The organism is Pseudarthrobacter sp. KH_020_B, from assembly GCF_057840185.1.
Window position 1 is genome coordinate 2789079 of sequence record NZ_CM174506.1, and the last position, 13234, is coordinate 2802312.

Annotated in this window: 14 protein-coding genes and 2 tRNA genes; 2 read left to right on the forward strand and 14 right to left on the reverse strand. The window is 66.3% G+C overall.

What is annotated here, in order from left to right:
• Positions 1 to 6 precede the first annotated feature (6 nt).
• Positions 7 to 1014, reverse strand: a complete 1008-nt coding sequence (locus AC3IT0_RS12800) for an AAA family ATPase (protein WP_489320170.1) — start codon at positions 1012 to 1014, stop codon at positions 7 to 9.
• Positions 1015 to 1168: 154 nt separating this feature from the next.
• Between AC3IT0_RS12800 and AC3IT0_RS12805 the strand changes: the two genes are divergently transcribed.
• The gene (locus AC3IT0_RS12805) at positions 1169 to 1372 is read left to right on the forward strand and encodes a hypothetical protein (protein ID WP_489320171.1); all 204 of its coding nucleotides are present in this window, start codon (positions 1169 to 1171) and stop codon (positions 1370 to 1372) included.
• 12 nt (positions 1373 to 1384) lie between these two features.
• Here AC3IT0_RS12805 and AC3IT0_RS12810 read toward each other — a convergent pair whose 3' ends face one another.
• From AC3IT0_RS12810 to AC3IT0_RS12840, 7 genes are all read right to left on the reverse strand, one after another.
• A complete protein-coding gene (locus tag AC3IT0_RS12810; RefSeq protein WP_489320172.1) occupies positions 1385 to 2269 on the reverse strand; it encodes a carbohydrate ABC transporter permease in 885 nt (294 codons plus the stop codon).
• The gene (locus AC3IT0_RS12815; protein WP_489320173.1) at positions 2266 to 3183 is read right to left on the reverse strand and encodes a carbohydrate ABC transporter permease; all 918 of its coding nucleotides are present in this window, start codon (positions 3181 to 3183) and stop codon (positions 2266 to 2268) included. Before AC3IT0_RS12815 ends, AC3IT0_RS12810 begins: the two co-directional genes overlap by 4 nt.
• 3 nt (positions 3184 to 3186) lie before the next feature.
• Positions 3187 to 4539 carry an extracellular solute-binding protein gene (locus AC3IT0_RS12820; RefSeq protein WP_489320174.1) on the reverse strand — a complete coding sequence of 451 codons (1353 nt, stop codon included), beginning with the start codon at positions 4537 to 4539 and terminating at the stop codon, positions 3187 to 3189.
• Positions 4540 to 4647: 108 nt separating this feature from the next.
• Complete coding sequence (locus tag AC3IT0_RS12825) at positions 4648 to 5850, reverse strand: ROK family transcriptional regulator (RefSeq protein ID WP_489320175.1); 1203 nt, start codon at positions 5848 to 5850, stop codon at positions 4648 to 4650.
• A 180-nt stretch (positions 5851 to 6030) separates the two neighbouring features.
• Positions 6031 to 7212: a class I SAM-dependent methyltransferase gene (locus tag AC3IT0_RS12830; protein WP_489320176.1), complete on the reverse strand. Its 1182-nt coding sequence runs from the start codon at positions 7210 to 7212 to the stop codon at positions 6031 to 6033.
• Positions 7209 to 8291: an FAD-dependent oxidoreductase gene (locus tag AC3IT0_RS12835; protein WP_489320177.1), complete on the reverse strand. Its 1083-nt coding sequence runs from the start codon at positions 8289 to 8291 to the stop codon at positions 7209 to 7211. Before AC3IT0_RS12835 ends, AC3IT0_RS12830 begins: the two co-directional genes overlap by 4 nt.
• A gap of 18 nt (positions 8292 to 8309) precedes the next feature.
• Entirely contained in the window at positions 8310 to 8663 is a 354-nt protein-coding gene (locus AC3IT0_RS12840) for a zinc ribbon domain-containing protein YjdM (RefSeq protein WP_489320178.1), read from the reverse strand.
• An 85-nt stretch (positions 8664 to 8748) separates the two neighbouring features.
• On the opposite strand from AC3IT0_RS12840, the gene AC3IT0_RS12845 reads away from it, so the two are divergent.
• Positions 8749 to 10065, forward strand: coding sequence for a class I SAM-dependent methyltransferase (locus AC3IT0_RS12845; RefSeq protein ID WP_489320179.1), 1317 nt, complete (start codon positions 8749 to 8751; stop codon positions 10063 to 10065).
• Between the two features lie 79 nt (positions 10066 to 10144).
• Here AC3IT0_RS12845 and AC3IT0_RS12850 read toward each other — a convergent pair.
• The 6 genes from AC3IT0_RS12850 to AC3IT0_RS12875 all read right to left on the reverse strand — a co-directional run bounded on the left by AC3IT0_RS12850 (position 10145) and on the right by AC3IT0_RS12875 (position 13180).
• Positions 10145 to 10220, reverse strand: a tRNA-Ala gene (locus AC3IT0_RS12850).
• Positions 10221 to 10432: 212 nt separating this feature from the next.
• A tRNA-Ala gene (locus AC3IT0_RS12855) sits at positions 10433 to 10505 on the reverse strand.
• A 100-nt stretch (positions 10506 to 10605) separates the two neighbouring features.
• On the reverse strand, positions 10606 to 11007 hold the full coding sequence (rsfS, locus tag AC3IT0_RS12860; protein ID WP_489320180.1) for a ribosome silencing factor: 402 nt from the start codon (positions 11005 to 11007) through the stop codon (positions 10606 to 10608).
• A 47-nt stretch (positions 11008 to 11054) separates the two neighbouring features.
• A complete protein-coding gene (locus AC3IT0_RS12865) occupies positions 11055 to 12272 on the reverse strand; it encodes a hypothetical protein (protein ID WP_489320181.1) in 1218 nt (405 codons plus the stop codon).
• Between the two features lie 7 nt (positions 12273 to 12279).
• Positions 12280 to 12894: a nicotinate-nucleotide adenylyltransferase gene (gene nadD, locus AC3IT0_RS12870; RefSeq protein WP_489320182.1), complete on the reverse strand. Its 615-nt coding sequence runs from the start codon at positions 12892 to 12894 to the stop codon at positions 12280 to 12282.
• Positions 12895 to 12949: 55 nt separating this feature from the next.
• A complete protein-coding gene (locus AC3IT0_RS12875; protein ID WP_489320183.1) occupies positions 12950 to 13180 on the reverse strand; it encodes a hypothetical protein in 231 nt (76 codons plus the stop codon).
• Positions 13181 to 13234: the final 54 nt, after the last annotated feature.

Sequence of the window (13234 nt, forward strand, 5' to 3'; positions counted from 1 at the left end):
GCTGGCTCAGGGAGTCTGGACGGAGGCCACGACCGCGTCGATGATCGTCTCCACCGGCACCTGCTCCGCGACGGCGTCGAACCCCAGGATGAGGCGGTGCCGCAGCACACGGTGGGCGAGGGACTTCACGTCCTCCGGAATCACGTGGTCCCGGCCGTTAAGGAGGGCCACGGCACGGGCGGCCTGGCTGAAGGCAATGCTGGCACGCGGGCTGGCGCCGAATTCGATGAAGCCGGCGAGGCGCTGGTCGATGTACTGCCCGGCGTTCCGAGTGACGAACACCAGGCCCACGATGTAGTTGATGATGGCCTGGTCGATGTAGATCCGCTTCACCAACTCCTGGACGCCGATGACTGCGTCCAGCGAGGCGGCGGCCGCCGGCTTCTGCTCCGCGCTGAAGACCCCGGCGTCGATCCGCCGGATGATCTCTGATTCTTCGGCCGGAGTCGGGTAATCCAGCACATCCTTGAGCATAAAACGGTCCATCTGCGCCTCCGGCAGCTGGTACGTGCCTTCCTGCTCGATCGGGTTCTGCGTGGCCAGCACCATAAAAGGGGACGGCAGCCGGTATTCCTCTCCCCCGATGGAGGTCTGCCGCTCCTGCATGGCTTCCAGCATGGCGCTCTGGGTCTTGGCGCTGGAGCGGTTGATCTCATCGAGCAGGACGATGTTGGCGTGCACCGGCCCCAGCTGCGTGATGAAGGTGCCCTTGGCGGCGTCGTAGATCTGCGTGCCCACAATGTCGCTGGGGAGCAGGTCCGGCGTGCACTGGATCCGGCGGAACTCTGCACTGACCGCTTCGGCCACGGTCTGGGCGGCGGTGGTCTTCGCCAGCCCCGGAACGCTTTCGAGCAGGATGTGCCCGCCGGTCATCAGGCCCACCAGCAGGGATTCACGCAGCCGTGCCTGGCCCACCACCTTGGCATCGAAACTCCGGGAAATGTTCGCCACCACCTGCTGCGCACGGGCCAGTTCCGCCGGGTCGATGCGTGCGGGCGCACTGGTCTGAAGCAATGGATTTCCCCCTGATGGTGGTGGTCTAAGGACGTGAGGCCGGCGGTCCTGCCGGGCGGCGGCACTCCGCCCGCCATCCTATCCAAGCCACCTGCCGGTCCGCCCGCAATGGGGACCCCTCCCCATCGCGGGCGGGCAGGTTTATCCTGTTGGAATGAGCGAGCTTCCAGCCAGTTACAAGCAGTTCCTCGCCGATAAGAGCGAGAGCTTCATCCTTGCCGTCAAGCCTGTTCTGCAGCAGTCCGCTGCCGACCAGTCCCATGGCGTCCGGGTCACCTACAACGTGGGTCCCACCGGCCACCAGGCCCACCTCGATGACACCATTCCCTTCGGAGTGGTGGTCGAGGACATTGACTGAGGCTCCGGCAGGCTAGCCCTTCACAGCACCCGAGAGTGCGAAGGAGCTGCCCGCGCCCTTGGCCACGATGACGTACAGGGCAAGCACCGGGACTGAATACAGGATGGAGAAGGCGGCCAGCTGGCCGTACGCCACTGCGCCGTGCTGTCCGAAGAAGCTGAAGATGGACACCGCCGCCGGCTGCCGGGACTCGGACAGCAGCAGGACGAACGGGACGAAGAAGTTCCCCCAGGCCTGGATGAACACAAAAATGAACACCACACCCAGCCCCTGCCGCATCAGGGGCAGGACGATGGTCCGCAGCGCCGTCAGCCCGGAGGCACCGTCCACCCAGGCCGCTTCCTCCAGCGATACCGGAACCGCGTCCATGAAGTTCTTGGTCATCCAGACGGCCATGGGCAACGTGGTGGTGGCCATAAAGAAGATGGTGGCGGGCATCGAATCCAGCAGTTGAAGCTGCACAAACAACCCGTACACCGGCACCATGATGGCCGTAATGGGAAGGCAGGTTCCAAACAGGATGGTGTACATAAAAGGCCTGTTGAACCTGGACTGGTAGCGGGACAGCGGGTAGGCGGCGAGGACTGCTGCCACGAGGTTCACCGCTGCTGTTCCGGCGGACAGCACCATGCTGTTCCATAGCGGCTGGAAGAGCAGCCCCGGCGTCATGATGGCGGCAAAGTTGTCCAGCGAGACGACGCCCGGGAGCCGGGCCTCATGCCCGGCGGAGGCGTCAAGGGACGCAAACACCAGCCAGAGCAGCGGGAGGACAAAGCAAGCGCCGATCAGGATCAGCGACACGTTCGCCGGCAGCCGGGCCCGCTGCCGGGCACGGGAAACTGCGCCCGCTCCGGACCGCAACTTCCCCCGGGCGGAGGTCCCCGCCGTCGTCGTCATGGTTTGTTCTCCCGCAGGAGCCGGACGTAGGCGGCACCGAACACCAGGCCGATCAGGATCAGCACTGACGCCACCGCGGTGCCGTAGCCGATGTCGCCGAATTTGAAGGCCTCTTGGTACGCCAGCACCGGCAGCGTGGTGCTGGCGTTGGCGGGACCGCCCGCTGTCATGACCCAGATGAGGGTGAACACCGCCAGCGTCTGCAGCGTAATGAGCATGAGGTTGGTGGCGATGCTGCCGCGGATCATGGGGATGGTGATGAAGGCCAGCCGCTGCCAGCCGCCGGCACCGTCCATCAGCGCGGCCTCCGTGACTTCACCGGGGATGTCATTGAGCGCGGCACGGTAAACCAGCATGGAGAACGCCGTGCCCCGCCAGATATTGGCAAGCAGGATGGCAACCATCGGGAACGAATACAACCAGTCGGTCTGCCCGAACCCCAGCCCGCCCAGCAGCTGGTTCAGCGTCCCGTCCCGGCTGAAATAGGCGTACGCGGCGAAGGCGGCCACGATCTCGGGCAGCACCCACGCAGCCACCACCGCGGTTCCGACGACGGCGGCCACCGGGCGGCCGGCGCGCCGCATCAGCACCGCGAGGGTGAGCCCCAGCAGGTTCTGGCCCAGGATGGCAGAGCCGCCCACGAACAGGACTGTCAGGCCAAGCGAGAGCGGCAGCACCGGATCGGACAGGAGCCTGGCGTAGTTGTCGAACCCGATCCAGCCGGGATTGCGGGCATTACGGCCGGTCAGGGCTGCATTGGTGAATGACGCGTGGAAGGCCCACAGCACGGGGCCGGCCAGAAACACCAGCAGCAGAACAACCGCCGGGAGCACCGGAAGCAGCCGTGCCTGGCGCCGGAGTCCGGGGCGCCGCCGCCGGTGGCCGGTCCGGTCACGCGTTAGGGAAACCGCCACAGGTTACTTCGCGACGGTCTTGGCCTCACCCACGATGCCCTTCACCGCCGCGTCATAGTCGGCGGCTGCCTGCTCCGGGGATTTCGCCCCGGTGATCACGGCTTCGGTTGCCTCCTGGACGGCCGCGGAGATCCGGGGGTAGTCGGCGGTTGCGGGGCGGTAATGCGTGACGGCCACGAGCTCGGACACGTCCTTCACAAACGGGTTTGCCGCCTGGTAGCCGGCATCGGCGGCGACATCCTTTCGCACGGCGATCTGGGAGCTGGCGATGTTGAAGGCCAGCGAGTTCTTCTGGTTCAGTGCCGTTGCGAGGAACTTAAACGCGAGGTCGGGGTTCTTGGTCTCCGCCCCTACCGCCAGGGTCCAGCCGCCGGACATGCTGACGCCGCCGGGTGCCTGGCCGTTCTGGGTGGGGAACGCCGTGACGCCCATGTCCTGCCCGTACTCGGCCCACTCGTAGCTGCCGCCCTTCTGCCAGAACGACGGCGAGTAGGAACCCTCCACGGTTGCGCCCATCTTGCCCTGCGGCAGCCATTCGCCGAAGACTTTCTTCCACACATTCGCGTCGAGGGCCTCCGCCGGGGAGACGGCCAGTTTTTCGTCGTAGAGGGTCTTGAGGAACCCCAACGAGTCGGTGAACCCCGGGGACCCGACCACCCACTTCTTGGCGTCGGCGTCGTAGAGTTCGGAGTCCGTTCCGTAGAGCAGCTCGTAGAAGCTCTGCATCACGGTGCCTTCACCGGAGGCCTTGCCGGCGTACATGTTGAACGGCACCACGGTGGGATCACTTGCCTTGATCTTCCGGGCGGTGTCCAGGATGTCCTGCCACGTGCGGGGCTCCCACGGGACGCTGACTCCCGCGGCGGTGAGCACCTTTTTGTTGTACCAGATGGCGCGGGTGTCGGTGCCGAGCGGGACCGCGTACGTGCCGCCGTCGTCCCCCAGGCCGGCGGCCTTGGCGCCGTCGTCAAAGGTGTCCCAGTCCGCCCAGCCTGCCAGGTGGCTGTCCAGCTTCAGAAGATAGCCGGCGTCGACGTCGGAACGCACCTTGAAGGTGTCCTCATAGAAGACGTCCGGGGCGGTTGAGGGCGAACGGAGAGCGAGGGCAAGCTTGGTGCCATAGTCGTCGTCGTTCGCCTGGATGGGCTCCAGGGCGACCGTTACGCCCTGGTTGGCGGCCTCAAACTCCTGCTTGGCCGCCTGGAAGAGCGTGTCCAGGGCAGTGAAGGAATCGGTCTTTTGGTAGACCACCTTCAGCGTTTTGGTCTCCGCTTCGGGGGCGGTGGGGGAACACGCCGTCAGCACTAAGGCTGCGGCAGCAATGAGTGACGTGATTCCAAGGGCATGACGACGCATGATGCTCCATTTCGGTCAATGGCTGCCGTCCCCTGTGTCTGCGGGCCCCCAGCCGCGGCGATATCCACATGCTAGATGGGGCTCCTGCCACTGGCAAGGAGCCGCGGTTCAGACTTCCAGGAGAAGCCGCTGCGCCCGGGGCGCCAGTGTATGCTCCAGGACCAGGCAGGCAGCTCCAATTGCGCCCACGTCCTCACCCACTCCCGTGCCGACAACCTCGATGGTGTGGATCAGGCGCGCCGCGCTGTTGGCGTCCACCAGCGCCGGGACCTTCTCCAGGTAGCGGTCAGCGATCCGGCTCCAGAAGGGCCCGCCGAACACAACCCGCTCCACATCCAGCGTGTTGGTGACCACGGAGACGGCCCGGGCCACCAGCACGGCTGACTTGTCGATGATCGCCATTGCCTTGGCGTCGCCGGCATCGGCGAGATCGCACAGCTGCGCGAAGCTCTGCTGCACTTCGGCTCCGCTGGTGTACTTTCCGGAGCCGTCCAGGATGCCCGCGGCAACGGCCTCCGCAACGAGCACCTGTGGGATGGCCGAGGACTTCACGCAGCCGCGCAGGCCGCAGTCGCAGGACGGGCCATCGGGGTCCACCACGATGTGGCCGATCTCGCCGGCGTTTCCTGACGTTCCCCGGACCACCTCATCGTTGAGGACGATGCCGCAGCCGATACCGGTTCCCATGTACATAAAGACGAAACTGCCCGAGCCGCTGGGCCCGCCAGCCCAGGTTTCGGCGACGGCGGCACTGGTGACGTCCTTATCCACCAGGACAGAATAGCCGGTGGCTTTGGCCAGCGCGTCCCGAAGTTCCACGCGGTCCCAGCCCGGCAGCAGCGGCGGATCCACCACGGTGCCATGGTCCAGGTCGATGGGTCCCGGAGCGGCCAGGCCCAGGCCGGCGATCCTGCCGGTGTCCACGCCGGACTCGGCAACGAGCTGTTCGATCTCGGTGGCCATCGTGGACATCACGGCGGCAGGATCATTCCCGCCGGGTGTTTTGATCCGTGAATGCTGCACAACGGCGCCCACGAGGTCGAGGACCACAAACGTGGTGACGGCGGGGTCCAGGTGGACGCCGATCGCATACATGCCGCCCGGGTTGAGGCGGAGCATGGTGCGCGGTTTGCCGGGGCCGCTGCCTTCTTTGCCGGCTTCGATGATCAGGTGCTGGTCCAGCAGGCGGCGGGAGATGTTGGAGATGGTCTGCGGCGAGAGGCCCACAATCTGGGCGAGCTCCACGCGGCTGAGTCCGCCGGATGACCGGCGGATGGCATCAAGGATGACCGTGAGGTTAAAGTCCCCCATGCGCGGAAGATTAGTCCCGCGCCGTGGCGCCGAGGACTGGCGGATTTCTGGCACGGTCTCCCCTAGGTTTTCGGCCACGTATTCATGATGTCTGAATGGTACGTTACCTCCTGACCAACGCCCAGAGCCGGAGGTGGGGCCGCGCCGCGGCCGGGGCGCCCCATTGCCGTCCTGGCACGCCTATGGCCTTCTGGTGCTGACGGCCACCGTGAACTTCGGATTGCCGCCCCTCACAGTGGTGGGTCCCACCAGCCGCTCCAGCGCCGGGAGGTACTGCAGGTGCCTGTTGAAGACCGTCCACAACTCACCGCCCGGAGCCAGGACCCTGGCTGCCGCCTCGAACAGTTTGATGCCCGCACCGGCATGCACACTGGCGCCCAGGTGGAAGGGCGGATTCAACAGGACCAGGTCAGCGCTTCCGGCAGGTAGGGTGCTCATCGCGTCATCCTGGAGGGCAGTAATCCGCTCCTCAAGGCCGTTGGCCCGCGCCGTGGCCAGGGCGGACGCGACGGCGGCTGCGGACCGGTCCGTGGCCGTAACCCTTGACGCCGGGTTCTGCCGGGAATACATGGCAGCGAGGATGCCGGTGCCACAGCCCAGATCGACGGCGTGCCCGGCCTGCGGCATCTCCGGCAGGAAACTCAGGAGGAACCTGGTTCCGATGTCCAGTTTCGTTCCGGCAAAGACGGCACCGTGCGCAGCAACGTCCAGGTCCAGCTCGGCAAGGCGTTCGACGGCGGCACTCCACTCGTGCGTCCCGGTTTGCCGGGCGCCGCTGGCCAGGATGATCCGGGACTTCTGCCGCGCCAGCTGCGGCTGGACCGTCTCGAAGTGGCGTTCCAGGACCGCGTTCATTCCCAGGGACATGTGTTTGATCCGCCCGCCGGCGAGCAGCACCACGTCAGGGGCGGCATAGCGCGCCACGGCGGCTGCGATTTCTTCCAGCTCCGCCAGCGTCCGCGGCAGCTGAAGCAGCACCAGCTCCGCGCCGGACAGCAGCTCCTCCCCCAGCGGCAGTTGTTCGAACCCCGTGGCGTCAACGGCTCCGGAGTCCGCCGCTGCGAGCCCCACGGCCGCAGCGTTGCTCCGCAGGGCGCGCTCGCCCGTGATGAGGTCCTCGTGCACCCGGACCCGCCGGACCCCGAGAGTGGCCAGCGCACCGAGCGTGAGGGCGCCGTAGCGGTCGCCGATCACAGTCAGCCGGATATCCGGATCCGTGCGCGCTGCGGCGGCTTCCAGCAGCAGCCTGTCCGTGGCGTCCCAGGCCTGGAGGTTCGGGGCTTCGACGTCCGGGTGGCGCCGGAGCGTGCCGAAGATGTCCTCAAGATTGTTCTGTACCACTGGTTCCTGCCGTCTGGTCATGAGCTGGTTGGTTTAAGGGGTTGGTACGCAAGCGCGGGCAGTTTGAGGAGCGCCGTGACTGCCGCCCGCCCCGCCCGGTTTGCGCCGATGGTGGACGACGACGGCCCGTACCCCACCAGATGGACGCGCGGTTCAGCTGCCACCTGGGTTCCCTCCATGGCGATGCCGCCGCCGGGTCCCCGGAGGTGCAGCGGGGCCAGGTGTTCGAGCTCGGCACGGAATCCAGTCGCCCAGAGGATGACGTCGGCCCGCAGCAGGCTGCCGTCGGCGAGCCGGACGCCGTCGGGCTCTATGGCCGTGAACATGGGGCGACGGTCCAGCGCGCCCCGTTGTGCTGCCGCCCGCAGGGCGGGCGTCCAGATGAGGCCGGTCACCGCCACGACGCTTTGCGGCGGCAGGCCCTGCCGGACGCGTTCCTCCACGAGGGCGACGGCGTTGTGCCCGGCCTGGGCGTCGAACTCGGCGTCGCGCCAGTCCGGTTCCCGCCGGGTGAACCAGCTGGTGCTGGTGACCTGCGAGATCTCATCCAGCAGCCCGACGGCGGAAATTCCGCCGCCCACCACGATGACGTGCAGGCCGCGGAATTCCTCGGCGGAGACGTAGTCGGCCACGTGCAGCTGCCGGCCCCTGAACGTGGCGCGGCCCGGGTAGATGGGCCAGAAAGGCCTGGTCCAGGTGCCGGTTGCGTTGATGACCGCCTTCGCTGACCAGTGGCCGCGGTCGGTGCTGATGCGCAGCCGTCCTGCGGGATCCTCATCTTCCCTGGCCACGGAGATGACCTTGACCGGGCGCAGGACGTCAATCCCGAGTTCGTGCTCGTAGCCGCCGAAGTACCGGCTCAGGAACTCCGAGCTGGGTTCCGCGGGGTCCACGTCGGGCTTCGCGATGCCGGGAAGGTCGCTGATGCCGTTGACCGTGGCCATCACAAGGCTCTTCCAGCGGTGGCGCCAGGCGCCGCCGGGGCCTTCCTCGGCGTCGAGGACTTTATAGGCCAGCCCCCGGCGCTGCAGGTGGTAGGCGGCAGAGAGTCCCGCCTGGCCCGCGCCGATGACCGCTACGTCCGTGGTTCCGTTGTCCATGGTCTTGACCGGTTCCGGCTAGGCCTTCTTCACTACGGAGGATTTGAGCTGCATCGGCCCGACGCCGTCCACTTTGCAGTCGATGTCGTGATCGCCCACGCCGTCCATGAGCCTGATGCCCCGGACCTTGGTGCCCACCTTGATGACACCGGAGCTGCCCTTGATTTTCAGGTCCTTGATCACCGTGACCGTGTCGCCATCGGCGAGGATATTGCCCACGGCATCCTTGATGACCCGCGGACCGGCCTCTGCCGTCGCTTCTGCTGCCTCTGCGGACCACTCGTGGCCGCATTCCGGGCAGACCAGAAGCACACCCATCTCGTAGGTGTAGGCGCTGGAGCATTCGGGGCACGGCGGCAAAGTATCGTTCACTCCCCCATGATAATCGCGGCCGCTTCACTGACAGGCGCGCGCCGCCGTCGTACTGTTGGGCCTAGGCGGAAGAAAGGCGAGGACCATGGGAACGGAAAAAGGGGCAGCGTCGCTGCTGGCAAACGCGCTGGGCATCGTAGTGGGGGCGGAGGAGATACCGCTGCGGCTGCGGGCGTGGGACGGTTCCGAGGCGGGGCCGCCGGACGCCCCGGTCGTCGAATTCAGGTCACGCCGCGCCCTGCGCCGGATCCTGTGGTCGCCGGGGCAGCTCGGACTCAGCCGCGCCTACGTCGCCGGGGACATCGACGCCCCCGGTGACATCTTTGCGGCCTTCACGGCGCTCAGCTCGGTGGGGAAGTTTTCCGAGCCGGGCCCCTTCCGGCCCCTGACTCCGCGCGAACTGGCCACGCTGGTCAGCACCGCCGTCCGGCTGGGCGCGCTGGGTCCAAACCCCGCACCGCCGCCGGAAGAAGCAAAGGTCACGCGGAAGGGCCGACTCCACACGCGCCGGCGGGATGCCGCGGCCATCTCGCACCATTACGACGTCGGCAACGAGTTTTACGCCCTCGTGCTGGGACCGTCAATGGTTTACTCGTGCGCGGTGTGGGCGGATGGACCCGACGGCGGCGGCGCCCCTGCCGGCCGCGGCCTCCCGGCCGGGCTGGATGAGGCGCAGAAGGCCAAGCTGGACCTTGTCTGCCGGAAGCTTGGGCTGAGGCCCGGGATGAGGGTGCTGGACGTGGGCTGCGGCTGGGGCAGCTTCGCGTTGCACGCGGCGCAGCACTACGGCGTCACGGTGGTGGGGGTGACGCTCTCCACGGAACAGGCCGTGCTGGCGCGCAAACGTGCGGCCAACGCCGGCCTGACCGAAAACATCGACATCCGGGTCCAGGATTACCGGGACATCACCGACGGTCCGTTCGATGCCATCAGCTCCATCGGCATGTCCGAACACGTGGGCCGGGAACAGACACCCCACTATGTCGACGTGCTGCACGGCTTGCTCCGTCCCGGCGGCCGGCTGCTCAACCACGCCATCTCCTGGAACGCCGGCCCCACCAAGCCCGACCCTGACTCCTTCATTCCGCGCTACGTCTTTCCGGACGGCGAAATGATCAGCCTGGGCGAGATGGTCAGCGCCCTGGAGACCGGCGGGTTCGAAGTACTGGACGTGGAGGCACTGCGCCAGCACTACGCCCTGACCCTTCGCGCCTGGGTACGCAGGCTCGAAGAGAACTGGGACGAAGCTGTCCGGCTTACCAGCCTGGGCCGGGCGCGGGTGTGGCGGCTCTACATGGCCTCAAGTGCCCTGGGCTTTGAAACCGGGATCACGGGCGTCAACCAGATCCTCGTCCAGCGCGCCGGCGGGGAAGGGCCACTGCGCCGGACCGACTGGATCTGAGCACTGAGCGGTTGCTGCCTGGGAAATAAAAAGAGCCGCCCGGCCGGGCGGCTCTTTTTGTGGACCTTGGGTCCTGGTTTGGTGGAGCTGAGGGGACTCGAACCCCTGACCCCCTGCATGCCATGCAGGTGCGCTACCAGCTGCGCCACAGCCCCAAACCTGTGCCCCTCCGCGGTCCAGACCGCCCGAAGCAACCTGATCAGCTTAATAGAAATCTGCGCGCGGCGCCAATCGGGAGGCGCCGCGCCATAATTCATGGGCCTGTTCGCGGATCCGAACCTTCAAGGCCAGGATCCGCGAACAAGGACTTTTGCCACGAGGCAACAAAAAATCCGCCGGAATCTTTCGATTCCGGCGGATTATCCGGTGGAGCTGAGGGGACTCGAACCCCTGACCCCCTGCATGCCATGCAGGTGCGCTACCAGCTGCGCCACAGCCCCGGACCTTCGTTACTCCGTGGTCTCCCCGGAGCAACTCAAATATCTTAGACCAGCTTTTCCGAAAATTCCAAATCGGGCATATTCGGGCCGGCAAGGCCGGCTATTCCGCGTCGGAAGCCGCCGTCGCCTTGACTGAAGTGTCGTCGCTCAGCTGCAGGTCAACTACCGGGCAGTCCTTCCACAGGCGCTCCAGGGCGTAGAAAACGCGGTCCTCTTCATGCTGGACGTGGATGACGATGTCCGAGTAATCCAGCAGTACCCAGCGCCCGCCGGAACGGCCTTCGCGGCGTACCGGACGGAGGTCCTGCTTGGAAAGTTCTTCCTCGATGCCGTCAACGATGGCGTTGACCTGGCGCTCGCTCGGCGCGGAGGCGATGAGGAAGACGTCTGCCAGGGCCAGGCGTTCGCTGACATCGAGCGCCACAATGTCGTGGGCAATCTTGTCTGCGGCTGCCTTGGCGGCTTGGCGGGCGGTGGCTATGGATGAATCAGATGCAGTCATGGGACTCCTTGTAGTTTTCTAAAGCTTCGTAAAACGGCGGTGCCTGGTCAGCTGGAGATGCCGCTGACGATGAGGATGACACCGGAAATAAGGGCCACAATCCCAAATGCCAGGACGAGGACCTGCATAAGCCTGAGCCGCTTCGCGCGGGCCAGGCCTGCCGTTGCCGCATCCAGCGGCTCCAGCCCATGCGCTGACCGGGCCGGGATGCGCGGCAGGTCATCGAACAGATCGTCCGGCTCCCCCACAGGCGCATTGGCCACGACCGGCTGGACGGGAACAACGCGTTTCGGTGCCGAGGCAGCCCTGGCAGCCGCCTCCGCACGGGCGATGACCCGGGAGCGGCCCGAAGCGGCTGCCTGCGCAGCACCCGCGGCCGGCGCCTTTGACGTCGTGGACGGCCGCCCGCCCTTGCCGCCAGGCCGGACCTTGGGTCCGGTCTGGGTCGCCAGCGGCACATAGGAGGTGGCCGGGGGTTTCATCACAGGACGGTCGACGCCGGGTACCTGCACGAATTCCAACGGCGTCACCATGGCCAGGTTGTCCGCGGTGGCCGGACCCGTCTGCGGCACGGACTGGGTGGACACGGCCTGCGTCGCGGGGGCGGCCTGCTCGGCCAGCCTCTGCTTGGCCATCGCCCGGCGGTTGAGCACCGCCGCACGCTCGGCCAAGGCGATCTGTTCCGCAAGGATGTCCGGATCCACCGCTTCGGGGTCCAGCGAGGCGATGTGTTCCATCTTCGCCAGCTGGTTCTTGGCCTGCTCCGCAATCAGTGTGCGGGCTGCGAGTGCCTGCTCCACGCTCATGCCAGCCGGAACGCCCTTGGCACTGTCGGTCTTCGTTGGGCCTGGCTTGGCCTGACCTGGTTTGGCCTGGCCTGGCTTATGTTGGCTCGGCGCAGGATTGCTTGGCAGAGGCTGCCCCATGGGAGCGGGAATGATGGGATTGGCCGAGGTGACGGCCTGTTCCTTCAGTTGCTGGAGCCGTAACTGCCTGCGGGTGGGAGGGCCGCCGGCAGAAAGCTGGTCCTCTTTCTCCTCAAGTTCCTTGATGGCACGCAGTGCAGCCCGGTCGCGGGCGCGGATCTGCGAGGACCGCTGCGCCTGGGACTGCTCGGGGACAGTGTCCACCGGGGCGTCAGCCGCGCGCCGTTGTTTTGAGGCAGGCGAAACCTGGCCCGGGCTGTTAGACCCGGGAGCCGTATTCTCATCTCTGGCCTGCCGCAGTTCGCGGCGGCTGCGGACGGGGGGCTGTTCCTGACTCATTGAGGACTCATTCAGTACTGGCTGGCTCGTCTGTTTCGGTAGTTCGGACGTCCTGGGGATCTGATCCCTCGGCGTACAGACCGTATTTGGCGATGTATTGGACCACTCCGTCCGGCACGAGGTACCAGACAGGGTTGTTCCCGGCTACACGGACACGGCAGTCCGTGGACGAGATGGCCATGGCGGGCACCTCAAGGAGGCTGACGTCCTTGCGGCCCATCCCATCAAGCACATGTCCCGGCCGTGTCACGCCGACGAAATGGGCCAGGGACCACAGCTCGTCGATGTCCTTCCACGACAGGATCTGTGCCAGTGCATCCGCACCGGTAATGAAGAACAGATCCGCATCCGGACGCTGGGTCCGGAGATCCCGCAAGGTATCAATGGTATACGTGGGACCGGGCCGGTCAACATCCACCCTGCTGACAGTGAAGCGGGGATTCGATGCCGTGGCGATCACCGTCATGAGGTAGCGGTGTTCAGGCTCGCTGACCTGCTTGTGCGACTTTTGCCACGGCTGCCCTGTGGGGACAAAGACCACTTCATCCAGGCCGAACTTGGCTGCCACTTCGCTGGCTGCAACAAGGTGGCCGTGGTGGATGGGATCAAACGTCCCGCCCATCACGCCCAGCCGCAGCCGCCTTTGCGCACCGTTACGGTGCAGAGCACGCGAAATGTCAGTGGCCTTGGCCGTGGTCGTGCTTGTTGGGGTGCTGGCGGTGCGGATCGGCGTGCTCGTCCGTAACGGAGTGCCGGTTGCCCAGGTTGGAGTAGGACAGCGTGACGAACATCATCACCAGCAGGATGGCGAAAATGGATACGCCGAAGACCCACGGCTCAGCCCACAGCGGAGCGGGTTGGTGTTCTCCGCCTTCGGCAACGGTCATGGCAATCTGCTGGAGCAGCATTTTCTCCCCTAAGGTTCAAGGATGTGGCAGCGGATTGTCCCGCCGTTCCGGACT